This window comes from Methylobacterium sp. J-026 (assembly GCF_022829585.1).
Taxonomy (GTDB): domain Bacteria; phylum Pseudomonadota; class Alphaproteobacteria; order Rhizobiales; family Beijerinckiaceae; genus Methylobacterium.
Genome location: NZ_JAKSYC010000125.1, coordinates 17,950 through 40,794, shown reverse-complemented (window position 1 = coordinate 40,794; position 22,845 = coordinate 17,950). Strand labels below are relative to the sequence as shown.

Annotated in this window: 27 protein-coding genes; 6 read left to right on the top strand and 21 right to left on the bottom strand. The window is 69.7% G+C overall.

From position 1 onward, the window contains the following. Nucleotides 1-112 precede the first annotated feature (112 nt). The 3 genes from secD to MKK69_RS12485 form a co-directional block, all read right to left on the bottom strand. Nucleotides 113-1,717, bottom strand: coding sequence for a protein translocase subunit SecD (secD, locus tag MKK69_RS12495; protein WP_243968194.1), 1,605 nt, complete (start codon nt 1,715-1,717; stop codon nt 113-115). Between the two features lie 57 nt (nt 1,718-1,774). Beyond that, entirely contained in the window at nt 1,775-2,107 is a 333-nt protein-coding gene (gene yajC, locus MKK69_RS12490) for a preprotein translocase subunit YajC (protein WP_243968193.1), read from the bottom strand. A gap of 131 nt (nt 2,108-2,238) precedes the next feature. Next, on the bottom strand, nt 2,239-3,120 hold the full coding sequence (locus MKK69_RS12485) for an alpha/beta fold hydrolase (RefSeq protein ID WP_243968192.1): 882 nt from the start codon (nt 3,118-3,120) through the stop codon (nt 2,239-2,241). Nucleotides 3,121-3,504: 384 nt separating this feature from the next. Here MKK69_RS12485 and MKK69_RS12480 point away from each other — a divergent pair, with 384 nt between their 5' ends. Then, complete coding sequence (locus tag MKK69_RS12480) at nt 3,505-3,897, top strand: YidB family protein (protein WP_243968191.1); 393 nt, start codon at nt 3,505-3,507, stop codon at nt 3,895-3,897. Between the two features lie 40 nt (nt 3,898-3,937). On the opposite strand, the gene MKK69_RS12475 is transcribed toward MKK69_RS12480, so the two are convergent. Beyond that, nucleotides 3,938-4,186: a hypothetical protein gene (locus tag MKK69_RS12475; RefSeq protein ID WP_409564802.1), complete on the bottom strand. Its 249-nt coding sequence runs from the start codon at nt 4,184-4,186 to the stop codon at nt 3,938-3,940. A 174-nt stretch (nt 4,187-4,360) separates the two neighbouring features. On the opposite strand from MKK69_RS12475, the gene MKK69_RS12470 reads away from it, so the two are divergent. After that, nucleotides 4,361-4,702, top strand: coding sequence for a YidB family protein (locus tag MKK69_RS12470; RefSeq protein WP_243968189.1), 342 nt, complete (start codon nt 4,361-4,363; stop codon nt 4,700-4,702). A 63-nt stretch (nt 4,703-4,765) separates the two neighbouring features. Here the strand turns inward: MKK69_RS12470 and MKK69_RS12465 are convergent, their stop codons facing one another. Next, the gene (locus tag MKK69_RS12465) at nt 4,766-6,274 is read right to left on the bottom strand and encodes a peptidoglycan DD-metalloendopeptidase family protein (RefSeq protein WP_243968187.1); all 1,509 of its coding nucleotides are present in this window, start codon (nt 6,272-6,274) and stop codon (nt 4,766-4,768) included. 191 nt (nt 6,275-6,465) lie between these two features. Here MKK69_RS12465 and MKK69_RS12460 point away from each other — a divergent pair, with 191 nt between their 5' ends. Further along, on the top strand, nt 6,466-7,020 hold the full coding sequence (locus MKK69_RS12460) for a GNAT family N-acetyltransferase (protein ID WP_243968186.1): 555 nt from the start codon (nt 6,466-6,468) through the stop codon (nt 7,018-7,020). Between the two features lie 118 nt (nt 7,021-7,138). Here the strand turns inward: MKK69_RS12460 and MKK69_RS12455 are convergent, their stop codons facing one another. From MKK69_RS12455 to MKK69_RS12430, 6 genes are all read right to left on the bottom strand, one after another. Then, the gene (locus MKK69_RS12455) at nt 7,139-7,486 is read right to left on the bottom strand and encodes a hypothetical protein (RefSeq protein WP_243968185.1); all 348 of its coding nucleotides are present in this window, start codon (nt 7,484-7,486) and stop codon (nt 7,139-7,141) included. A gap of 283 nt (nt 7,487-7,769) precedes the next feature. Beyond that, complete coding sequence (locus MKK69_RS12450) at nt 7,770-9,056, bottom strand: outer membrane beta-barrel protein (protein ID WP_243968184.1); 1,287 nt, start codon at nt 9,054-9,056, stop codon at nt 7,770-7,772. A gap of 225 nt (nt 9,057-9,281) precedes the next feature. Further along, a complete protein-coding gene (locus tag MKK69_RS12445) occupies nt 9,282-10,130 on the bottom strand; it encodes a 23S rRNA (adenine(2030)-N(6))-methyltransferase RlmJ (RefSeq protein ID WP_243968183.1) in 849 nt (282 codons plus the stop codon). A 68-nt stretch (nt 10,131-10,198) separates the two neighbouring features. After that, nucleotides 10,199-10,861: a ribonuclease T2 gene (locus MKK69_RS12440; protein WP_243968182.1), complete on the bottom strand. Its 663-nt coding sequence runs from the start codon at nt 10,859-10,861 to the stop codon at nt 10,199-10,201. Between the two features lie 2 nt (nt 10,862-10,863). Next, nucleotides 10,864-11,325 carry a hypothetical protein gene (locus tag MKK69_RS12435; RefSeq protein WP_243968181.1) on the bottom strand — a complete coding sequence of 154 codons (462 nt, stop codon included), beginning with the start codon at nt 11,323-11,325 and terminating at the stop codon, nt 10,864-10,866. Nucleotides 11,326-11,494: 169 nt separating this feature from the next. After that, the gene (locus MKK69_RS12430; protein WP_243968223.1) at nt 11,495-12,484 is read right to left on the bottom strand and encodes an extensin family protein; all 990 of its coding nucleotides are present in this window, start codon (nt 12,482-12,484) and stop codon (nt 11,495-11,497) included. Nucleotides 12,485-12,595: 111 nt separating this feature from the next. Between MKK69_RS12430 and MKK69_RS12425 the strand changes: the two genes are divergently transcribed. Next, entirely contained in the window at nt 12,596-13,828 is a 1,233-nt protein-coding gene (locus tag MKK69_RS12425) for an amidase (RefSeq protein WP_243968180.1), read from the top strand. A gap of 12 nt (nt 13,829-13,840) precedes the next feature. Here the strand turns inward: MKK69_RS12425 and MKK69_RS12420 are convergent, their stop codons facing one another. Further along, entirely contained in the window at nt 13,841-14,986 is a 1,146-nt protein-coding gene (locus MKK69_RS12420) for an AI-2E family transporter (protein ID WP_243968179.1), read from the bottom strand. A 186-nt stretch (nt 14,987-15,172) separates the two neighbouring features. On the opposite strand from MKK69_RS12420, the gene MKK69_RS12415 reads away from it, so the two are divergent. Continuing rightward, nucleotides 15,173-15,322, top strand: a complete 150-nt coding sequence (locus tag MKK69_RS12415; RefSeq protein WP_243968227.1) for a hypothetical protein — start codon at nt 15,173-15,175, stop codon at nt 15,320-15,322. Between the two features lie 6 nt (nt 15,323-15,328). Here MKK69_RS12415 and MKK69_RS12410 read toward each other — a convergent pair whose 3' ends face one another. After that, nucleotides 15,329-15,796, bottom strand: coding sequence for a molybdenum cofactor biosynthesis protein MoaE (locus MKK69_RS12410; protein ID WP_243968178.1), 468 nt, complete (start codon nt 15,794-15,796; stop codon nt 15,329-15,331). Nucleotides 15,797-15,962: 166 nt separating this feature from the next. Between MKK69_RS12410 and MKK69_RS12405 the strand changes: the two genes are divergently transcribed. Next, complete coding sequence (locus MKK69_RS12405) at nt 15,963-16,985, top strand: gamma carbonic anhydrase family protein (RefSeq protein WP_243968177.1); 1,023 nt, start codon at nt 15,963-15,965, stop codon at nt 16,983-16,985. Between the two features lie 27 nt (nt 16,986-17,012). Here MKK69_RS12405 and MKK69_RS12400 read toward each other — a convergent pair whose 3' ends face one another. From MKK69_RS12400 to MKK69_RS12370, 8 genes are all read right to left on the bottom strand, one after another. Then, nucleotides 17,013-17,261, bottom strand: a complete 249-nt coding sequence (locus MKK69_RS12400; RefSeq protein ID WP_243968176.1) for a hypothetical protein — start codon at nt 17,259-17,261, stop codon at nt 17,013-17,015. Then, nucleotides 17,258-17,503, bottom strand: coding sequence for a colicin E3/pyocin S6 family cytotoxin (locus tag MKK69_RS31330; protein WP_409564801.1), 246 nt, complete (start codon nt 17,501-17,503; stop codon nt 17,258-17,260). Before MKK69_RS31330 ends, MKK69_RS12400 begins: the two co-directional genes overlap by 4 nt. Nucleotides 17,504-17,549: 46 nt before the next feature. After that, nucleotides 17,550-18,278 carry an amino acid ABC transporter ATP-binding protein gene (locus tag MKK69_RS12395; protein WP_243968221.1) on the bottom strand — a complete coding sequence of 243 codons (729 nt, stop codon included), beginning with the start codon at nt 18,276-18,278 and terminating at the stop codon, nt 17,550-17,552. A 151-nt stretch (nt 18,279-18,429) separates the two neighbouring features. Continuing rightward, the gene (locus MKK69_RS12390; RefSeq protein WP_243968174.1) at nt 18,430-19,122 is read right to left on the bottom strand and encodes an amino acid ABC transporter permease; all 693 of its coding nucleotides are present in this window, start codon (nt 19,120-19,122) and stop codon (nt 18,430-18,432) included. Between the two features lie 57 nt (nt 19,123-19,179). Continuing rightward, nucleotides 19,180-19,902, bottom strand: coding sequence for an amino acid ABC transporter permease (locus MKK69_RS12385; RefSeq protein WP_243968172.1), 723 nt, complete (start codon nt 19,900-19,902; stop codon nt 19,180-19,182). Nucleotides 19,903-19,982: 80 nt separating this feature from the next. Then, nucleotides 19,983-20,906 (bottom strand): amino acid ABC transporter substrate-binding protein, encoded by a 924-nt coding sequence (locus tag MKK69_RS12380; RefSeq protein WP_243968171.1) that lies wholly within the window; start codon nt 20,904-20,906, stop codon nt 19,983-19,985. Between the two features lie 396 nt (nt 20,907-21,302). Then, nucleotides 21,303-22,424 carry a branched-chain amino acid ABC transporter substrate-binding protein gene (locus tag MKK69_RS12375; RefSeq protein WP_243968170.1) on the bottom strand — a complete coding sequence of 374 codons (1,122 nt, stop codon included), beginning with the start codon at nt 22,422-22,424 and terminating at the stop codon, nt 21,303-21,305. A 49-nt stretch (nt 22,425-22,473) separates the two neighbouring features. Further along, nucleotides 22,474-22,842 carry a DUF6867 family protein gene (locus tag MKK69_RS12370; protein WP_243968219.1) on the bottom strand — a complete coding sequence of 123 codons (369 nt, stop codon included), beginning with the start codon at nt 22,840-22,842 and terminating at the stop codon, nt 22,474-22,476. Nucleotides 22,843-22,845: the final 3 nt, after the last annotated feature.

The following is a 22,845-nucleotide window of genomic DNA, read 5'->3' as shown; positions in this document are numbered from 1 at the left end:
GGCGCCTGCTGGAGGGCTCCTTCGAGGCCCGCTGGCGCGGGCACCTCAGGATGAGGGCGTGGTTTGGAGCAGCCTTTGCCGGCGGTGATCGATCTCCCGAAAATGAACGCGTTCAGAACGGCAGGGCCTTCGGCCGGAAGGTCTTGTACCACACCGCGATCATCATCCGGGTCAGGGTCACCGCGGTGATGACCGTGGTCAGGATGCCGAGGATGAAGACCACGGCAAAACCCTTCACCGGGCCCGAGCCGAGGAAGAACAGGATCAGGGCGGCGATCGCCATGGTCGAGTTCGAGTCGATGATGGTCGCGAAGGCCCGGTCGAAGCCCGCCTGGAGCGCCGAGATCAGCGAGCGGCCCGCGTGGCTCTCCTCGCGCATGCGCTCGTAGATCAGCACGTTGGAATCCACCGCGGTGCCGATGGTGAGGACGATGCCGGCGATGCCCGGGAGCGTCATGGTGGCTTCGAGCACCGACATCAGGCCCAGGATCAGCCCGACATGGACCATCAGGGCGATGTTGGCGATGAAGCCGAAGGTCCCGTAGGTCGCGAACATGAAGGCCACGACGAGGCCCGCCGCGACGAGGGTCGCGAGCTTGCCGGCCTCGATGGAATCGCGGCCGAGCCCCGGCCCGACGACGCGGCGCTCGACTACGGTGAACTTCGCCGGCAGCGCGCCCGCCCGCAGCAGGACGGACAGGTCGTTGGCCTGCTGCACGGTGAAGTTGCCGGTGATCTGGCCGGAGCCGCCGGTGATCGCCGAGCGGATCACCGGGGCCGAGACCACCTCGTTGTCCAGCACGATCGCCATGCGCCGACCGACATTCTCGGAGGTCGCCTGGCCGAAGCGCTGTGCCCCGCGCAGGTTGAACTTGAAGCTCACCATCGGCTCGTGGGATTGCTGATCGAAGGCCGGCTGCGCATCGGTCAGCTCGCCGCCATCGGCCATGACCCGGCGCTCGACCGGGACCTTGGCGCCCTTCTCGTCCTTGGAGGGCAGCATGTCGACATCGCCCGAGGGGCTGTCGGCAAGCATGCGGAATTCGAGCTTGGCGGTGGAGCCGAGGAGCTTCTCCAGCCGCTCCGGGTTCTGCTCGCCCGGCACCTGGATCAGGATGCGGTCGGCGCCCTGCTGCTGGATCGAGGGCTCGGTGGTGCCGGTGGAATCCAGGCGCCGCCGAATGACCTCGATCCCCTGGCTCACCGCGCGGCGGGTGCGGTCGGTGATGCCGGCATCGGTGAGTGTCAGGCGGACCAGGCCGCCCGGCTGCTCGGACACGTCCAGGGTACGGGCGGCGGTCTGGCCCAGCGAGGTGGTGATTGGGAGGGCCAGTTCCTGAAGCTTCGGCAGCACCTTGGCGCGGGCCGCGTCGTCCGCGATCTTCACCTGGACGCCGCGCTGGAGCAGGCCGATGCCGCCGTCGGCGCGGACGCTCTCCTGCTGGAGCACCCGGCGGACGTCGTCACGCAGGGCCTTGGCCTGGGAGGCGATCAGCTCGTTCTGATCGACCTCCAGCAGCAGCTGCGAGCCGCCCTGGAGATCGAGGCCGAGCACGATGGCGCGGGTCGGCACCACCCAGCTCGGGAACCAGGAGGGCAGGCTGGCGACGAAGCCCTTGCGCTGCTCGGGCGAGAAGAAGCTCGGCACGGCCAGCATCAGGCCGACCAGGATCAGTCCCAGGGTCGCGATGATCTTCGCACGGGAGAAGCGCAGCATCGGCCGTCTTTTTCTCTTGTGGGCCGGCGCGTTACGCCGGCCGGTTCAACTGGAAGTTCAAGCGGCCTTCACCGAGCCCTTGGCCCGGACCTCGGAGATCATCGTCCGCACGACCCGCACACGGACGTTCGGGGCGATCTCGACCTCGATCTCCGGCTGGTCGTCCACCGCCTTGACCACACGCCCGACCAGGCCGCCATTGGTGACGATCGTGTCGTCCCGGCGCACGGATTTGAGCAGCACCTGGTGGTCCTTGACCCGCTTCTGCTGCGGCCGCAGGATCAGGAAATACATGATCACGAAGATCAGGACGAACGGGATCACCTGAAAGGCGATCTCCGCTCCGCCAGCGGCCGTAGCGGCCCCTTGCGCGAAGGCGGGGGTGATCAACGAGCGTCTCCTGCGATTGGCACGCAGGCCTGCCGCCGGTTGCGGCGTCTGCAGACCTGTCGAAAAGCGCGCGGACTATAGCCAGGGGCTTCCCGAAAGCAACGCCGAAGCGACGCGCGGCCGAATCGCCGTCACAGCAGGGCGCGCACCGCCGCCGCGAAGGCCTCCGGCGCCTCCTGGGGGAAATTGTGCCCGATCCCCGGTACGATCGCGCGCCGATACGGGCCGGTGAAGTGGCGGGCATCCGTGTCGGTCTCAGGCGGCGGCCCGACGCCGTCGTCGGCGCCGAGCATCACGATCGACGGCACTGCGATCTCCGGTTGCGCGGCCAGCCGCGCCTCGATCTCCGCGAGGGCCGGATCACCCGGCACCAGGCCGAAGCGGTGCCGGTAGGAATGCACCACCACGTCGACGAAATCCGGGTTGTCGAAGGATCGGGCGGTCGCCGCGAAGGTCGCCGCGTCGAACGCCCAGGTCGGGGACCACAGGCGCCAGAGCAGGCCGCAGAAGGCCTCGCGGTTCGCCGCGAGCCCGGCCCGGCCGCGCTCCCCGTGCAGGTAGTACTGGTACCAGAGCCGGTGCTCGGCCTCCGGGGCGACGGGCTGCCCGGAGGCCGGGATGTTCTGGATGTTGTAGCCGACGCCGCAGCTGACGAGACCCCTGGCCCGGCCCGGCCAGAGCGCCGCGACCACGCAGGCCGCCCGGCCGCCCCAATCGTAGCCGGCGAGAACGGCCCGCTCGATCCCGAGGGCGTCCAGGAAGGCCAGGAGATCGGCCCCGAGCGCCGCCTGCTCGCCCGAGCGGGGCGTCGCGGGGTCGAGGAACCGGGTCGGCCCGTAGCCGCGCAGGAACGGGATCAGGCAGCGCACACCGGCGCCGGCTAGGTGCTCGGCCGCCGCGTCGCAGGCGTGGACGTCGTAGGGGAATCCGTGGAGCAGCACCGCGGGCGGCCCGTCCGGCGGTCCGACCTCCCGATAGGCGACGTCCAAGACGCCCGCATGCACGCGCTTCATGGATGGCTCCCGGAGCTTCGAGGCGCGCATCCTAGCGCATCGTCCTGACCAGCGGAATCAGGACGATGCGCTAGGTCGTTGGTCCTGCATCATCTTTTTTTCGGGAACTGGGCCCGGCACGAGGCTGTGGGTCCTTGATTCCGCGTCGTCCTTCTCCGAACGCCCGCGGCCACCTTTCGGGACGAGGCTCCAGAACCGGGCGCGAATGTGTTGCCATCGCAACCCCGGCTAAGCCTTTGATCGGTCGCGCGCCCGGAGCGAGCCGGTGCTCGCCTGCGCGCGGGACCCACGCGGCGATCCACCGCGCAATTGCCGCACGCGCTTGCCGGCGGCCAATCACGCCCGAATTCTCGAAGCCCTCGAAGCGCGATGCGGTGGAGAATCATGGGCCTGCTCGACGGTGCGAAGAATCTGATCGGCGATGTCGTCGCAGCGGTCGACCGCGCGCTCGAGGAGACCGGCAGCGGCAAGCTCCCGATGGCGCTGGCGAAGTTCTATCCCGGGGGCCTCGTGGGCCTCCTCGACCGCCTGCGCGCGGATGGCCACGGGGCCGCCGTCGATTCCTGGCTGTCCCCCGGGGAACGGCAGACCGTCCCGGCCGCCGCCATGGCGACCTGTCTGCCCAAGGCGGTCACCGAGCGCCTCGCCTACGATCTCGGCCTGCCGGAGGGCCGCGTCGCCACGGCCCTCTCGGAGTTCCTGCCGGCCGCGGTCGCCGGGCAGAGCGTGGACGGCCGGCTGAAGCCACAGCCGAACTTCAGCACTCAGGTGCGCTGAGCGGGCCCTGACAAGCGTGCGTCGTTCCGGGGGCGCGGCACTAGGGCGTCGCGCATTTCATCTGGGGCGGCGCCGTCGCACAGCTCAGGGAGCAGCTCTGCTTGGCGAAGCAGTACCAGGTCAGCGCGCCGCTCTTGAGGCAGGCCCCGCCGCAATGCCGGTACACGCCGTAGAGCGGCCGGACGAAGACGGCGTCCGCGAGGGCCCGCTCCACGTGGACCGGACGGGACATCTCGTCGGGCACCGCCAGCGCCGCGTCGGCCGCGACGATCAGCACGACAGACAGCACCAGAGATCGCATGACCGCATGACCGTGGATGGATTCCGAGGCGGCATACCGGGCCAACATCCAGGCGCTGTCGATTAAATTGCGGTTCACGCGACGCGGCGGCCCGCGCCCTCTCCCGTTTCCCGGAGGCCGCCCTAAAATCCGATGGGACGGCGTGACCGACAGGAGAACAGGATGAGTCTGCTCGATTCCCTCGGTGGCTCGCTGGGGCAGATGGCACTCAAGGCGCTGCCGGGCGTCATCCAGCAGGTGCTGCCCGGCGGCCTCAACGCGCTGCTCGACCAGCTCCGCCGCTCCGGCTACGAGAGCCAGGTGAATTCCTGGCTGGGCCGCGGCCCCAACGAGCCGATCACCGCCGACGACCTGCGCAAGGTCCTGGACAACGAGCAGGTCCGCCAGATGGCGCAGAAGCTCGGCGTCCCGGTGGATCAGCTGTTCCCGACCCTCGCCCAGACGCTGCCGCAGGCGGTGGATCACCACAGCCCCGACGGCACGCTGCAGGAGCCCAAATCCTAGGGCGGCCAACGAAAACGGCGGCCCCTTCCGGGACCGCCGCTGATCTCAGACTGCAGGCGCCGTTCAGTTGCTGGCGAGCTGGGACATCGGATCGACCGGCGCGCCGCCCTTGCGGATCTCGAAGTGCAGCTGCGGCGAGGTCACGTTGCCCGAGGCGCCGGACTTGGCGATCGTCTGGCCGCGCTTGACCTTGTCGCCGGGCTTCACGTCGATCTCGCCGTTATGGGCATAGGCCGAGACGAAGCCGTTGGCGTGGCGCACCAGCACCAGCTTGCCGTAGCCCTTCACGTCCGAGCCGGCATAGGCGACAGTGCCCTCCTCGGCGGCCTTGACCGGCGTGCCCTCCGGCACCGCGATGTTGATGCCCTCGTTGCCCGACGTGCCGTAGCCCGAGATCACCCGGCCCTTGGCGGGCCAGCGAAAGCTCTCCGACGGCGTGGCGTCGGCGACGGAGCCGGTGGCGGCGGGCTCGGGCTTGGCGGGCGCTGCCGCGGCGACCGGCTTCGGCGCCTCCTTGGCGGCGACCTTCTCCGCGGCGGCGGCCTTCTGCGCGGCCTCCTTGGCGGCCTTGGCCTCGGCGAGCTTCTGGACCGCCTCCGCCTTCGCGGCGGCCTTGGCCTCGACCTTCGCCTCGGCGGCCTTCGCGTCGGCCTTGGCCTTCGCGTCCGCCTTGGCGCTTGCCTTGGCCTCCGCCTTCGGATCCGCCTTGGGCTCCTCGGCCTTGGCGACCTGGCCGGGCCGCACGTGCCGCGGCTTGTCGTCGGCCTTCGCCACCTCCTTGTGGGTCTTGGCGTCGGCGACCTTCCGGGCAGCGGCATCGCGGGCCAGCGCCTCCTTGCGGTCCGCCTCCTTGTCGGCAGCCCGCCGGGTGGCTTCCTTGGCGGCTTCCTTGGCCTCCTCGCGTTTGGCCTCCTCGCGTTTGGCCTCGTCCCGCTTGGCTTCTTCGCGCTTGGCGTCCCGCGCGGCCTCCTCGCGCTTGGCGGCGAGCTTGCCCTCGACCTGCTTGGCGTCCTCGCGCTTCTCCTCCGCAGCCCGGGCCGGGCGGGCGGTCATGGGGGCCGCGGCGGGATTCATGCCCGACGCGTTGTAGACCGGGATCACGATCTGCCGGCCGGGGGTGATCTGGCTGGCGCTGGTCAGGCCGTTGGCCGACAGGATCGCCGAGGCGGGGACGCCGAACCGGGTGGACATCTGGTTCAGGCTGTCGTTCTGCGACACGGTGATCTGCGTGCCGCCCTGGGCGCTCCAGCCGACCGGTCCGGTCGAGGCGACGCGGGTCGCCGGCGCGGCGGCATGGGTCGCCACCGGATTGGCCGCGGAGACCGGACGCGAGGCTGCCGGTGGGCTCAGCGCCTCCGACTGGATGCGGCCGGTGCGGATCACCGGTGCCGGCTTGAGGCTGCCGTCCGGCAGGCTGCCGGTGGCGGCGGGCTCCCCCTCGAACGGGTTCGTGAACGGATTGCTCAGCCGCGAGGCATCCGACGAACAGGCGGCCGCAGCCCCGCCGATGATGCCGATGAGGGCGACGCGCGACAGCGTCCGCAACATCTGACCCGTACCGCGCACCCGCATCGACGCACCCGTTTGCCTGACGCAACTTGATGCCCCAATGAAGACGGATTCAGGTTAAGCAACCGTTCCCGTCCGGCCTGTCTGCGACCGTCGCGCGAAGGACGACCGGGCGTCCTCGCCGCGTCCCGGGGATGAGAGTGGGGCTCATACACGTGCCTTTTCCGCACCGGCGGGCACCCCACATCCGAGGGATGTTTACCATCCGCGCCGCCCGTGCCAGCCTCGTCGACCTGCCCGGGATCGAAACCCCGCGCCTGTCGATCGCGGCCCTGCACATCCAGGACGCGGACGCCCTGCGCCGGCTCACGGACGATCCCGCGATCACCGCAGCGGTGGACTTCCTGCCGTCGCCGTTCACCCTGCAGGACGCTCAGGACCTGATCCGCAGCGGTGCCCGGGGCCAGGACTGCTTTCTCGGCGCCTGGCTTCGCGGTGACGGCGATACGCAGACGCCATCCGATCCGGTCGGGCGCGAACTCGTCGGCGTGGTGGGCACGCACATGCGGGGAACGGGCGCGATCGAGATCGGCTACTGGATCGGCGGCGCCGCGCGGGGGCGCGGCTTCGCGTTCGAGGCGGTGGCGGCGATCATCGGCCTCCTGTGTGGCCGGTTCCCCGGCCGCACAATCGTGGCGGAGTGCCGCCCCGCCAACATCGCGTCCTGGGGGCTGCTGGAGAAGCTCGGCTTCCGCGATACGGGCGAGGAGGGCCATCGCCCCGGCCGCCGTCTGCTCCGGCGGGCCTAGCGCATCGTCCCGGAGAGTGGTCTCGTCTCCAGGACGATGCCCCGATCCCCGCCCTCGATCGGCGGCCGGTTCAGGGCGTGGGCGCGCCTCCGCGCAGCGGACCCGGCGACCGTGCCCCTCAGGCCGCCGCAGCGGCCTCGGGACGCTCGGAGGCTTCCGGGACCGCGGGGGCCTCGAGAACGGCCCGCTCGGGGCTACGGCGGTGCTTCTGCCTCCGAGACTTGCCGATCGTCACGGGCGGTTCGTCGGAGGGCGTGCGCTCGTTGAGGGCGAACCCATGCAACGCGTCCAAGGTCAGGCCATCCTGGGAGCGGGCGTCGATCAGGGCGTAGAAGGCGGCGCGAACGACATGCTTCTTGGACGCCTCCGGATGGTGTTCGCGGACAGCGGCGCGCAGCGCCTTCGGCGTCATGCCTGGCGCCGCCACCCTCCACAGGGTCGCCGACAGAGCCTCGATCGAAGTCATTCACTAACCCCCCGATCCGGCCACGGCCGGCGCAGGGCGAGGAATACATGGCGGAGCGGTGACATTTCAAGTGTTCGACAGAACCGGTCACCGCAGCTCAAGTCCCATGAGCCACAGCGATAATCAAACGCGTATGCCTAACTTGATCAATGCCGAGATATTGCTGCCGCTTTAAGAAATATTGGATCGCATGTAGTGCGAGCCATTACAAGCAACAAAAAAGCCCCCGGCTTCAGGCCGGGGGCTTGTCCGAACCGGCCTCGCGGCCGGGATGCGAATCGGATCAGAAGGTGATTCCGGTCTCGACCATGTAGCGGTCCTGCGCGGTGCGGTTGCCGGTGCGGCCGAAGCCGGTGCCGGGCGTGAGCAGGCCCGTATCCGAGATGTTCGCCCGGGTGATGCCGCCGAGCTCGACATGCGCGTACTCGACCCGGAAGAAGAACCGGTCGAACGTGAAGGTCGGCGTGACGGTCACCGAGAAGGCGTTGCTGCCGGCGCCGAAGCCGAGCAGGTTCGTGGTGCCGGAGCCCCGCACGCCCGTCTGCTCGATGTACTCGACGCGGCCGGCAAGGGAGAAGTGGTCGGTGAACGAGTAGGCCGCCAGCAGCGCGCCGCTGTAGGTGGAGGCGGAGTTGTAGATCCCCACCCGCGGATCCCGCTCGACGTTGGTGAACTGGAAGTACGGCGAGACGATCCACGGACCGTTCGCGTAGGTGTAGTTGATGTCGAAGATGCCGCTGTTCTGCTGGAGGTTCGGCGTGGCGAACTGGTAGCGCGGGCTGCGGGCCAGGGCGTTGGTGCGGCCGAGGTTCAAGCCGCCGTTGACGCCGATGGTGTTGAAGTCGTCGAGCTTGTAGGCGACGTTGCCGGTGAACCACGTGATCTCGTTGGAGAAGAACCCGTCCGTGCCGGCCAGCGACACCGAGAGCGGGCCGCTGCTGTAATTGACCTGCACGCCCTGGTTGATGAAGTTCTCCTGCACGAACAGCAGGCCGCGGTTGATGTTCAGGTTCTGATAGGTGAACAGCAGTTCGGTCCCGATCAGGGTGAACATCCGTCCGCCCTGGATCGACCACTCGTCGTTGATCTGGACCTTACCGTAGGCCACCGGGACCGGCCCGAAGAGCAGATCGGTCTGGGTGAAGGTGCCCAGCGTCGGGAAGCCGAGCTGCGGGATCGAGTAGCCGCCCGCCTGGACGTAGAACTGGAACCCGCCCTCGGGCTTCTGGATGACGCCCTGGATGTTGGAGAAGTCGAACCGCGCGGCCCGGTCCCGGTCGTTGGGCGCGGCGGGGGTCGAGAACGACGCGAACGGGTTGGTCTGGACGTAGCCGTAACCCGTCACCGCGCCGCCGACATAGAGGTCGCCGAGCGGGCCGGCCGCGAAGCAGGTCGGCGTCGGGTTGGCCTTGATCACGCCGCCGTAGGTCGGGCCGAGCAGCGTGGCCTTGCAGGGTTCCGCCGGGGGCGCCACGGGGGCGGGGGCGGGCGCCGCCAGATCCGCCGCGAGGATGCTGGTCGAGGACAACAGCAGGGTCGCCAGGCCGGCCAGGGTGGATCGCTTCAGCATGGGTCGCAGCTCGTTCCGGTTCACTCACGGCCAAGCTGACATCAAGAGATAAATGACACAAAATCAAACAAGGAGCAGTTGCATATTTTTTGAGCAATTTTGTGCTCGAGGACACGTTCGCCGGGAAAATGTGTCGTTGCCGCAACAATCAGAATCGCGGGCGAACCCTCATCTTCGTCCGATCGAAGGAATCAGCGTCCTGGAACGCGGCTCGATGTTGGCGAATCAATCATTCCGGCCGATCGGGTCGCAGCGAAAGCCGCCGAAGTCCTGCAAAGCCAGACGTTCGGCCAGTGCCGGCAGGAAGACCGTCGCCTCCTCCGCAAGACGCCAGGGCGGGTTGACCACGATCAGCCCGCTGCCGGTGAGGCGGGTCGGGTCGTCCGGCCTATCGATCAGCAGGTCGAGTCGGAGCGCCGGGCGGGGCAGGGCGCCGTCGAGGTCCCGGATCATGCGGTCGAGGGCGGCCGCATCCTTGATCGGGTACCACGCCAGGAACAGGCCGGTCGGCCATTTCGTCACCGCCCGGGCGAGGTGGGCGCCGAGCCGCTCGATCTCGCCGGGCACCTCGTAGGGGGGATCGATCAGCACGAGGCCGCGCCGCTCGGGCGGCGGGACCTGGGCGTTGACCGCCGTCCAGCCATCGAGGCTCATGACCTTCGTGCGCGGGTCGCGCGCGTACCGCGCCCGCAGGATGTCGGCGTCCGCCGGGTGCAGTTCCACGAACACGCCCTTGTCCCCGGGCCGCAGCGCCTCGCGGATCAGCGCGGGCGAGCCCGGATAGGCGGTGGCGCCGTGGCGCGCCCGCACCGCCGCGACCGCCGCCCGGTAGGGGGCGAGCAGCGCCTCCACGGGGGGCGCGAAGGGCGCGTCCATCCGGCCCCAGCCATCCCGCCATTCGCCGGTGCGGGTCGCCTCGTCGGCCGCGAGGTCGTAGACGCCGAGGCCCGCGAAGGCGTCGAGCGCGCGGAACGGCTTGTCCTTGAGGCGCAGGTGGTCGAGCACCCGCGCCAGCACGAGGTGCTTGAGCACGTCGGCGTGGTTGCCGGCGTGGAAGGCATGCCGATAATTCATGGGAGCGCGGTGAAGCCGATCCGGCCGCCCGGGTCCAGCGCCGAACGCCGAGGGGCCCCAAAAAAATCTCAGCGCGCGGCGTCGAGGGTGATCTCCGGCGCCCGGCAATTGCCGCGGGCGACCTCGGGGCAGGGGGTGAAGCCGTGCAGGTCCTTGCCGAAGCAGATCCGGACCTCCTGCAACTGGCCGTGCGTGCAGGTGACCGCCATCATGTCGGGGCGCAGGCCGCGATTGGCGGCCACAAATTGCCGGGCGATCTCGATGGGCGCCAGGGTCTGCGGCGGGGAACCGCCCTTGAGGCTGTCGGGGATCGTCACGGCCAGCCGGGCATCCCGGGCGGCGGTGAAATAGGCTACGGGATCGAGCCCCGAGCAGGTGCCGTGCGTGCGCCATTCGTGCCGGGCGAGCCCCTCGCTCGGATAGACCTGCCCGGCCACCTCGATCGCCTGTCGGGTCGGCGCGCGCACCGAAGCGGAGCAGCCCTCGGGAAAGCCCCGGCTGTATTGCGGCCACAGCCCGTGGACGACGAAGCCGAGGCCGCGGCCCGGGGTGCACTGGACGTCGTCCCGATGCCCGCCCGCCCCGGCGCAGAAGTTTGGCGACCACGAGAGGGCCAGCACGTAGAAATCGAACTCGCCGGGGGTGCCGCGGCGGGTGAAGCCGCCGTAATCCTGGGCGGTGGCCGGGCCGGCCAGCAGCAGGGCGGCGAGGCAGGCGGCGGGGCCGCGCATCCTTAGGGACGCGCCATCCGGCAGGCCGTGGCGTAGGCGTAGGCCAGATCGCGGTCGAGGCCGTGGACGCAGAACTCGACGCCCCAGGTCGCGCCGATGATGCCGAGGCTCTCGCGCACGGAATAGTCGACCTTCCGGCGCACGCCGTCCGAGGTGGTCACGGTGGCGCTGCAGAACCGGCGCGGGTAGGTGTCGAGGCCCCAGGGCCGCCAGGCGGTGCGCTCGATCGTGTCGAAGGACAGGATCGTCATCGACGAGTTCCAGTACTTCGCCTCCTTCTCGGCGAAGTTGGTCGAGACCCGCTCCAGCACCGACGGGTCCTGGCAGCCCGGGATCTGCGCGTCGAACGGGAATTCCCGCTCCTCGGCGGGCTCGATATCCTCGCGGGCCGTGCGTGCCAGCGCCGGCTGCGCCAGGGCGAGGAGGGCCAGCCCGAGGGCGAGGCCGTGACGGATCGGGCGCATGGCGCTGGTCTCGGCGGATGTGCGGTCCTGCATCCCGGAACGATGAACCGGCCGCACCGCCAGTCAAGCGCAAGCTCGGCCGCGACGACGCTTTGCCGCGCGGTGCGGCGCGGCCGCTACAGTGACCGGCCGCCGGCGGAGGGGTCGATGGGGAGGCCCGCAGGCCCGTTCAGTAGATCGGCCCCGTGCTCGGCGGCGGCGCGCCGAGCTGGAGCGGCTCGTCGTAATCCTGAGCGGGCTCCTCGGGCACGGCCGTGGCGACCCGCGGCGCCGGCCGCACCGGCGGCGCGGCCGTGTAGGCCGAGGCGGCGGGCGGGCGCGCCGGGGCGCGGGCGACCTGGGTCGGGCTCCCGGCCTTCGACATCGGCGAGAGGCCGTAGGGATCGTCCTCCTCGATATCCACCGGGGCCTGCGGCGCGGCCGGCTGGCGCGGCGGCGGCACCGGGCGCGACAGGGGCCGTTCGATGCCGGTCCCGAGCTGCGGGGTGAATTTGATCAGCGGCTGGCAGATCCGCCGCAGGCCGCGGGGGTCGTGCCGGGCGAGGTCCACGTGGATGTGGTCGTAATGGAACACGTTCGAGCCGGGGGCCAGCACGGTGGTGAAGCGCTGGCAGGCCCCCAGGAAGATCTCCCGCAGGAAGCCCTGCTCGGCCTCCGTCCCGTGCCAGCCGCCCTTGACGGTGATCACGTGGCCGTCGGCGAGCTTCACCGACATGACGTCGATGGCGTTGCCGAAGCCGTGCTCGGAGAGCTTGGCGCCGGGCTGGTTGTTGCGGCCGCGACAAGAATAGGAACCGGCGTTGATCTCCGCGACCGGCACGCCGAAATAGAGATTGGCGGCGGGCTGGATCGTGTCGGCCAGCCAGGCCTCCGCCTCGGCGAGGGCGGGGCAGCCCAGGGTCATCCGCTGCTTCAGGATCACGGAGCCGCCGGCCAGCCGGGTCACCCGGAAGGGCTGCTGCATGCCGCAGGGCCCCGGGCCGTTCATGGCGGCGATCGGCGTGATGTAGTCCGAGGGTTCGACGAGCTTCTTGGCCAGGCAGACCTGCTCCGCCTGATCGCGCCACGGGTCGCGCCGCTCGAAATGGTTGATCGAGCACGCGGTGAGCCCCGCGCCGAACAGCGCCAGGGCCGAGAACAGGGATACGCCACGCCACATGGTCCGGACGATGCGCACGGTCCCGTAAAGCGTTCGTCAACGGCGTTTCGGGAATGCGGCGCCCTGTGGCGGGCCGGTTGACAGGCCCTGCAAACAACGGGTGAATACAGAATGCTCTCACTCATCGACCTCCGCGCCCGCATCGCAGCCGGCACCCTGACGCCGACGGGCGCGATCGACCTGTGCCGCGCGGCGATCGCCGCGCGGGAGCCGGCGCTGCACGCGCTGGTCACCCTCGACGCGTTGCCTGCCATCCCGGAGGCCGGGCCCCTGGCCGGGATCGCGGTCGGCGTGAAGGACATCATCGACAGCGCCAGCCTGCCGACCCAGATGGGCTCGTCGATCTATGCGGGCTGGCACCCGCGGGGCGACGCCGCCATCGTGGCGCGGCTGAAGCAGCTCGGCGCCGTGGCGCTGGCCAAGACCACCACCACGGCCTTCGCGAGCAGCGATCCGACGGAGACGGTCAATCCGCACGATCCCGGCCACACGCCCGGCGGCTCCTCGGCGGGCTCGGCGGCCGCAGTCGGCGCCGGGATGCTGCCGCTCGCGCTGGGCACCCAGACGGCGGGCTCCGTGATCCGGCCCGCGAGCTATTGCGGCTGCGCGGCGGTGAAGCCCTCGTTCCGGCTGATCCCCACGGTCGGTGTGAAGACCTATTCCTGGGCCCTCGACACGGTCGGCTTGTTCGCCGCCGGGGTCGCGGACGTCGCCCATGCCCTGGCGCTGATCACCGGCCGGCCGGAGATCGAGGGCGCCGCCACCGGATCCGCGCCCCGGATCGGCCTCGTGCGGCAGGATTTTGCGGAGGCGCCGGAGCCCGCCGCCGAGGCCGCCCTGAACCGCGCCCGGCAGGCCGCCGAGCGGGCCGGCGCGCAGGTCACCGACCTCGCGCTCCCGGCAGAGCTTGCGGAGGCCTGGGAGCGGCACCGGATCATCCAGAACTACGAGGGACGGCTGGCGCTCGCCTGGGAATACGACACCCAGGCCGATGCCCTTCCGCCGCGAGTCCGGGAGCACCTCGAGGCCGGCGCGGCGATCGGCCCGGCCGCCTACGACGATGCCCGCCGCCATGCCCACCGGGCCCGCCGGGTGCTCAAGGGCCTGTTGGCCGATTACGACGCGATCCTGACCTTCTCGGCCCCCGGCCCGGCCCCCGCGACCCTGGCCTCGACGGGCGATCCGCGCTTCAACCAGCTCTGGACCCTGATGGGCGTGCCCTGCGTGAACGTACCGGTGCCGGGCGAGCGCCTGCCGGTGGGCGTGCAGGTGATCGGCCGCTTCGGCGACGACGGCTGCGCGCTGGCGGTCGCCGGGATGATCGAGGCGGCGCTGCGCCGCTGAGCGGCGCGCCGGTCAGCTGCTCGGCTGCTCGTGGAGGGTATCCTCCACGTAGAGCTGCTCCAGCAGGACCTTGATCACCGCCATCATCGGCAGCGCCAGGGCGATGCCCCAGAGGCCGAAGATCACGCCCAGGATCAGCTGCCCGGCGAAGATCGTGGCCGGCGGGATGTCCAGCGCCCGCTTCTGGATGAACGGGGTCAGGCCGTAGCTCTCCAGGCACTGCACCGCCAGGTAGACGCCCACGGCGCCGATCACCGCCTTGAGGCCCGAGGCCAGGGCCGCCAGGATGATCACGATGCCGGCCACCAGCGGTCCTACGGTCGGCACGAAGGCCAGCAGCCCGGCCTGGAGGCCGAGGATCAGCGCGCCGCCGATCCCCAGGAAGGCCAGCCCGGCCCAGGTGCAGAGGAAGATCACGGCCATGATGATCAACTGGCCGAACAGCCAGTGGCGCAGGGTCTCGCCGGCGCCGTCGAGGACCTTGGCCGCGCGCCGGCGCTTCTGCGGCGGCACGAAGCGCAGCACCCCGTCCCGATAGGCCTTCGGATCGGCCGCGAAGGCGAGCCCCAGGAAGGCGATCACCAGGAGATTGCCGAGGGCGTCGAACAGCCCGAGGATCACGGCCGCGGCCGGCCCCAGCACGCTGCCGGCATCCGAGACGATCGAGCTGCTGCCCTTCAGCAGGCCGTTGGCGAGGCCGCCGAGGCCGCCCTCCCGCTGCCCGGATTCGGTCGAGCCGTCCTTGCCGCCCCCCTGCGGTGCGAGGCTCGGGACGTCGATGCCCCGCTCGGCGAGCCAGCCCGAAACCGTTCCGGCCTGATCCTTGATCGTGGTGCCGAGATCGCGCCCCTGCTGGACGACGGTGGCGCCCCCGTAGCTGCCGAAGCCGACCACCGCGACCGCCACCGCGAGGCTGGCGATGGTCAGCCGCAGGGCCCGGGGCAGGGGCAGGACCCGGCCGAGCCCGCGGGTCAGACCGTCCAGGAAGACCCCGAGCAGCACGCCGGCGAAGATCAGCAGCAGCGTGCCCACCGACATCCAGGCCAGCGCGAGCGCCGCCGCGAAGCAGACCACCGCGATGCCCGAGGCGGCGAGCGGTAGCGTCCCGCGCCAGGGCCCGACCGGACCCTTGAGTTCCTGCACCTGTCCGTCTGACATCACCGCTCCTGAGCCCTGGCCCCACGAACGCCGCGGATCCGCCAGGGTCAAGTGCGGCGGGCGGGGGACGTGTGCATGCCGGGGCGCCGCCGGCGCGTCCGAGGCCGCCGACAGTGCATGGGACCGAAACGCCGTTCGCGCGTTGGTCGCCGGCGTCGGAGCGCCGACGCGGGCAGGAGAGACGGTATGATGGATCCCTATGGCGAGACGCCGAGCCGCTCCCTCGGCCCCGGCCGGACAGTCGATACCGGCGATCAGCTCAGCAGCGTGATCCTGATGGGCATCGCCATCGCGGGGGGCGCCCTCGCGGTGCTGCTCAACGCGCTGATCGTTTAGCCGGGCTCAGCGCCAGCGGTCGGCCGCGGCGTCGTCCTGCGCCATGGCCTCGACCCAAGTGCCGACGGTGCCGTCGACGAGGTGCTCGCGCTTCCAGAACGGCGCCCGGGTCTTGAGGTAATCCATCAGGAAGCTCGCCGCCTCGAAGGCGGCGACCCGGTGGCTGGAGGCGGTGATCACCAGCACGATGCCGTCGCCCGGATGCACGCGCCCGTGCCGGTGGATCACCCGCAGGGCCTGGAGCGGCCAGCGCGCAGCGGCCTCCTCGGCGACCCGGAGGATCTCCGCCTCGGCCATGCCGGGATAATGTTCCAGTTCCAGGGCCGCCAGGCGGCCGTCCTCGTCGCGGCACAGGCCCGAGAAGGTCATGATGGCGCCGACGCGCCCCCCGAGGACAGCGCTCACCCGGGCGATCTCGGTCGCAGTGTCGAAGGGCTCGGCCTGGATGCCGACGCTCGGAACGGGCGCGCTCATCCTCCGGTCCATAGGGGTCCGGAGCGTCGCCGACCAGCCCCGCGCCTGTCACACCGCGGCGCGGCTCTATATGAGACGGTCCGCCGCGCCCCGCTGGCCCCGCATCGTTCGCCGCCGGCTCGGATCACCCCGCGAGCCCCGACCGGCGGTGGAGAAGGATATCCGCGTGACCCCCGACCTGATCCTGCCCTACGACGGCGTCCAGCCCGACTTCGCCAGCCGACCGGTCTGGTGCGGCCGCGGCAGCACGGTGATCGGGGCCGCCCGCATCGGCGCGCAGGCCTGGATCGGCGACGAGGCCGTGATCCGGGCGGACGGGCAGAGCGTCACCCTCGGCGACCGGTTCTGGCTGGGTCACCGCTCCACGGTGCACATCGCCACCCTGGTGCGGGGCACGCAGGTCGGCGACCGCGTGACGGTCGGGCGCAACAGCGTCGTGCATGCCTGCACCGTCGGCTCCGACGTCGTGATCGAGGACGACGTGGTGATCCTCGACGGGGCGGAGATCGGCGACGGTGCGGTGATCGAGGCGGGGTCCACGGTGTTCCCGCGGGCGCAGCTCCCCGGCGGCCACGCCTATGCGGGAAGCCCGGCGCGGCCGCGCCAGCCGGTGAGCCCCGAGGACGTGGCCGAGCGGGCCGAGCGCCTGCGCGAGCGGATGGGCGACGGCCCCGCCCTTCCGCCGGCCGGAGAGCCGCCGGAGGTCGACGAGAGCGTGTTCGTGGCCCGCACCGCGACCCTGCGCGGCCGGGTGAGCCTGGGTGCGGGTTCGAGCGTGCTGTTCTGCTGCGATCTCAACGCCGAGGTCGGCCCGATCGTGATCGGCGCCGACACCAACATCCAGGACAATACCGTCATCCGCACACGGGGCGATGGCGTCGTGATCGGCCGCGATACGACGATCGCCCACAACGTGCGGATCGCCGACAGCCGGATCGGCGCCCGGGCGCTCATCGGGATCGGCGCCGCGATCGCGCCCGGCACCCTGATCGCCGACGACGTGATGCTGGCCGCCGGCGCGACCACCGATCCCGGCCAGATCCTAGAGGCCGGCTACCTGTGGGGCGGCCGTCCGGCGCGGATCCTCGCCCCCCTCGATGCCGAGAAGCGCGCCACCATGATCCGCATCGTCGAGGGCTATTGCCGGCACGGGCGGGACTATCGGGTTGCGCAGGAGGCTCTGGCTTAACCGTCGCATGCCTCCCGCTGAGAGCCATCAAAGTTCTGAACGCACGGGCTCCAAAAACCAATCGTAGGCATCCACGTTCAGGGAAGCCGGCATTTTGGAAGCAATCTTGCGAACCGCGGACAGGCTGAGCGGATACGATCCGAGCGCCTGGCGGTCCGTATCGGGCACTTCGGCAAGGCTTCGCACCTCTGCGAAGAGTGTGAGAGGAACATCATGCTCGATGGTGAGGCGTTCCGTGGCCTTGTCATATCCGGCCACGATATGTCCGACGTTCATGGCTCTACGCGCCTCTTGCTGTCAGCTCGCGACACCGGCTCACCAGTGGCAGCGTCGAACCCGCCGAGATGGCTGCCGCGCACATCATATTTCTCAACGTGCCCGTGCTGGTAGTCCCATTCGTAGATCGCGCCGCTCGCGTCTTTCCAGCGCATCCGCAAACCACCACCGGGCCGGGACGTCTTCGGCCGCACCCGCACAGCGGCCGGGAAACCCGGCAAGTTCCGCGGTGGCGGCACCATCGTTTCGAGCCATCCCGATCGATTGGCTCTGGACCAACTCAGACCCTCAATGCTGCAGGATCTTCGACAGGAAGGTCTGGGCACGCTCGGAACGGGGGCTGCCGAAGAAGTCCTCCTTCTTGGCGTCCTCGACGATCTCGCCCCGGTCCATGAAGATCACCCGGTCGGCGACCTTGCGGGCAAAACCCATCTCGTGGGTCACGACCATCATGGTCATGCCCTCCTTGGCGAGCTCCACCATCACGTCGAGCACCTCGCCGACCATCTCGGGGTCCAGCGCCGAGGTCGGCTCGTCGAACAGCATCACCACCGGGTTCATGGCGAGCGCCCGGGCGATGGCCACACGCTGCTGCTGGCCACCGGAGAGCTGGCCCGGGAACTTGGTGGCATGGGCGCCGAGGCCGACCCGGGCGAGCAGGTCGAGCCCGCGCTTCTTCGCGTCCTCGGCGCTCCGTCCCAGGACCTTGCGCTGGGCGATGGTGAGGTTGTCGGTGATCGACAGGTGCGGGAACAGCTCGAAATGCTGGAACACCATGCCGACCCGCGAGCGGAGCTTGGGCAGGTTGGTCGCCTTGTCGGCGACCTTAGTGCCGGCGACCGTGATCTGGCCCTTCTGGAACGGCTCCAGGGCGTTGACGCACTTGATCAGGGTGGACTTGCCCGAGCCGGAGGGGCCGCACACCACAACCACCTCGCCCTTGGCGACCTTGGTGGTGCAGTTCGTCAGCACCTGGAAGTCGCCGTACCATTTGTTGATGGCGTCGATGGCGATCATCGTCTCGCCGGGCGCCGCCGCGGGCACGGCGGAAACGAGGCCGCCCGGCTGCAGGCCGACATCCGCCGGGGCGTGCGCGGCGTCGAGGGCGGGCTCGGCGGCATGCGGGGCCGGCATCGGGGACGAGGTCATACGCGGTCTCCAGTGTCGGTCAGCGGATGATGGCCACGCGGCGCTGCAGGCGGCGCACCAGGAACGAGGCCGAGAAGCAGATCGCGAAGTAGACGATCGCCGCGAAGATATACATCTCGACGAGCCGGCCGTCGCGCTGGGCCACCTTCGAGGCGGCCCCCATGAAGTCGGTGAGCGAGAGCACGTAGACCAGGGACGTGTCCTGGAACAGCACGATCGTCTGCGTCAGCAGCAGCGGCAGCATGTTGCGGAAGGCCTGGGGCAGGACGACGTTGCCCATGGTCTGCCAGTAATTCATCCCGAGCGCCTGCGCGGCGGCGGTCTGGCCCTTGGCGATCGACTGGATGCCGGCGCGCATGATCTCCGAGAAGTAGGCCGCCTCGAACGCCATGAAGGTGATGAGCGCCGACGGGAAGGCCCCGACCTGGATCGGCGTCGTGGCGCCGGTCACGTAGGCGCCGATATACGGAACCAGGAAGTAAAACCAGAAGATCACCAGCACGAGGGGCAGCGAGCGGCACAGCTCGACATAGCCCTTGGCGACATGGCTGAGGCCGGGGATGCCCGAGAGCCGCGCCATCGCCAGCAGGGTGCCGATGACCACGCCGCCCGCGGCCGCCATGGCGGTGAGCGTCACGGTGAAGACCATGCCCTGTCCGAACAGGTAGGGCAGGGACGACAGGATGACGGAGTAGTCGAAATTCGAGAGCATCGGGGCCTGTTCGCGGTGGCCGTCGGGCGGCGCCGGAGGATCGGGTGCGGGCGGTCCTCAGCGCTGGCCGGGGATGGCGACCGCCTTTTCCAGGAAGGTCGCCGCCGTGACGACCACGAGGTTGATGATCACGTAGAGCAGGGTGGCCGCCGTGAACGCCTCGAACACCTGGAACGAGAATTCCTGCATCGAGCGGGCCCGGGCGGTGAGTTCCAGGAGGCCGATGGTCAGGGCCACCGAGGTGTTCTTGAGGTTGTTGAGGAATTCCGAGGTCATCGGCGGCAGAATGATCCGGTAGGCGTTCGGCAGCAGCACGTAGCGGTAGGTCTGGTAGGTGGTGAAGCCCATCGCGGTGCCGGCCATGCCCTGGCCGCGGGGCAGCGCCTGGATGCCGGCGCGAACCTGCTCGGCCACCCGCGAGGCGGTGAAGAAGCCGAGGCAGACCACCGCCGTGTAGAACGGCGCATCGGGCATCTGCTTGATCGCGTCGCCGAGCCGGGTCGGGACGACCTCCGGCAGCACGAAGTACCAGAGGAACATCTGCACCAGCAGCGGCACGTTGCGGAACAGCTCGACATAGGCCGTGCCGATCGCGTTCGCGGGTTTCGACGGCAGGGTGCGCAGCACGCCGACCAGGGAGCCCAGGAAGAAGGCGATCACCCAGGCGCAGAGGGCGGTCGCGATCGTCCACATGAGCCCGGAGAGCAGCATGTCGAGATAGGTGCCGTTACCCTCCGGCGAGGCGTCGAAGAAGATCCGCCAGTTCCAATTGTAGTTCATCGCGCCGCTTCTGCCCTGATCTTATAAAGGTGCACCGCGGAGCCGGGCTCCGCGGTGCACGTCATCGCGTCGTCGCGATCTCAGTAGGCCGCCGGATCCGGGCTGGCGATCGGCGTCGTGAACTGCTTCTTCATATCCGCGCTCATCGGCAGGTTGAGGTTGATGTTGCGCGGCGGGATCGGCTTGGTGAACCACGTGTCGTAGAGAGCCTTGCCGGCGGGGCTGGTGTAGAGCTTGGCGGTGGCGTCGTCCGCGACCTTCTTGAAGGCCGTGTCGTCCTTGCGCAGCATGATCCCGTAGGGCTCGGGCTTCGACAGGGCCTCGGTGGAGATCTCGTAGGCCGAGGGGTCCTTCGAGGAGGCGGCCAGCGAGGCGAGCAGCACGTCGTCCATCACGAAGGCCGCCGCGCGGCCGGTCTCGACCATCAGGAACGCCTCGGCATGGTCCTTGGCCGGCAGGATCGTCAGGCCGAGCTTCCGCTCCGTGTTGGCCTCGTTGATCTGCTTGATGTTCGTGGTGCCCGAGGTCGAGACGACGGTCTTGCCCTTCAGGTCCTCGATCGTGTGCAGGTTGGCCGATTTCTTCGAGACGTAGCGGGTTGCGGTGAGGAAGTGCGAGTTGGTGAACCACACCTGCTTCTCGCGCTCGGCGTTGTTGGTCGTCGAGCCGCATTCGAGGTCGATCGTGCCGTTCGCCATCAGCGGGATACGCGTGGCGGAGGTGACCGGGTTGAGCTTCACCTCGAGGTTGGGAAGGCCCAGATTGGCCTTCACCGCGTCGGCGATCTTGTAGCAGATGTCCATCGCGTAGCCGATCGGCTTCTGGTCGCCGCTGAGATACGAGAACGGGACGGACGCGTCGCGGTAGCCGATCGTGATGGCGCCCGTCTCCTTCACCTTCTTGAGGGTGCCGGTGAGATCCTCGGCCCGCAGGCTCAGGGGGGCGAAGGCGAGGGCCAAGCCCAGCGCCGCGGCGACGCCGCGGCGAGCGATATCAGACTGCATCGGTACGGAACTCCTGGATCAGGCCGAACGGCGTCGGCTGGCGGCCGGGCGCATGCGCCTGCCCGCTCGGGCGACGCCTTTGCAATGATGGTGCCGGGAGGCGGGTCGAGGCGCCGCGGGAAACTGCGGCCGAGTACGGAGCTGCCGCAGCCAAGCTCACGCGGATGCCCGCCGCGGCGATCCCTGCCGTCCCCATGGCCATCTCCCCGGCGGCCGAGCCGACCTGTCGCCCGCGCCGGCGGCATCATGCACACTTCTTAGGCGGACGCACCCGGTGTCGAGACCGGATCGCCCATCAAGGCTGACGAATTCACCGCATCCGAAACGACGCCGCCGCCCCGCGCGGTGGCACGGGACGGCGGCAGCCTAGCTGGCGGCGCGGGACGCCGCGGCGGCTTACTTCGTCAGTTCGTTGCCGCTGTAGTCGATCTTGCCGTCGGCGCCCTTCTTCCACTCGTACATGACGTAATCCGGCCGGGTGATGTCGCCCTTCTTGTCATAGGCGATCGGGCCGACCACGGTCTCCACGGCCTTGCCCTGATGCAGCCAGTCGGCGAGCTTCTTGCCGTCGCTGGAGCCGGTCTCGGCCATCGCCTTGGCCAGCACCTGCACGGCCGCGTAGGAGTAGAGCGTATAGCCCTCGGGATCGATGTTCTTGGCCTTGAAGGCGGCGAGCGTCCCCTTGGCGTTCGGGTTCTTGCGGGCGTCCGGCGGGAAGGTGGTCAGGGTGCCCTCGGCGGCGGGACCCGCGATCGACACGAGCTCGCGGTCGACCATGCCGTCGCCGCCCATCATCGGCGCCTTGAGGCCCTGGTCGCGCATCTGGCGCAGGATCAGCCCGGCCTCGGTGTAATAGCCGCCGAAATAGACCACGTCGACATTCGCCGACTTCAGCTTCGAGACCAGCGCCGAGTAGTCCTTCTCGCCGGGATTGATGCCCTCGAACATCACCGGCTTGATCCCCTTGGCCTTGAGCACCATCAGGGTCTCGTCGGCCAGACCCTTGCCGTAGGGGGTCTTGTCGTGGACGAAGGCGATCTTCTTGTCCTTGAAGTGCGTGGCGAGATAGGTGCCGGCCACCGCACCCTGCTGGTCGTCGCGGCCGCAGGTGCGGAACGTGTTCCACATGCCGCGCTCGGTGAACTTCACGTTCGTGGAGGCGGGGGTGACCTGGATGATGCCGGCGTCGAGATAGACGTCGGAGGCCGGGATCGACACGCCGGAATTGTAGTCCCCGACGACCACCTTGACGCCGTCGCTGGCGAACTTGTTGGCCACCGAGACGCCCTGCTTCGGATCGGAGGCGTCGTCGCCCACGGTGACGGAGAGCGTCGTGCCCTTGAGGGTGCCGGCCTTGTTGAGGTCCTCCACCGCCTGGCTCGCGCCGTTCTTGAGCTGTGCGCCGATGGCGGCGCTGTTGCCGGTGATCGGCGCGGCGATGCCGAGCTTGACCTCGGCGGCCTGCGCGGCCGCCGCCATGGCGCCGAGCGCGAGCCCGGCGAGCAGAATCGATCTCATCGCGTACATCCCCATGTTGTCAGGACCGCACGTGCGGATCCGGCCGCACTCATACGACCTCGCCCGCCTCGGGTGCACGCGCACGCCACGTCAGCGGTGAGGTCTTCTCGTAGAGCCAGCGGTACTGGCTCGTCATCTGGCGCGTCCGCGTGTAGCGGAAGCCCGCCGCGCCGATGATCATGACGACGACCGCGTCGACCGCATAGTAGTGCAGCGACAGCAGCGTGCCGGAAAACAGGGCGTAGTGGATGAAGCGCACGGCGGCCGCCACGAGCAGCAGCGCCAGGGCGCAGTGCCAGAACGGCCGCCAGCCCCGGGCGATGCCGCGCGCCGCCATCCAGCCGGCCCAGCCGCCCATCACCACGGTGACGAACAGGAACAGCCAGGCCGAGTCCTCCTCGTACAGGAGCCCCTGCAACAT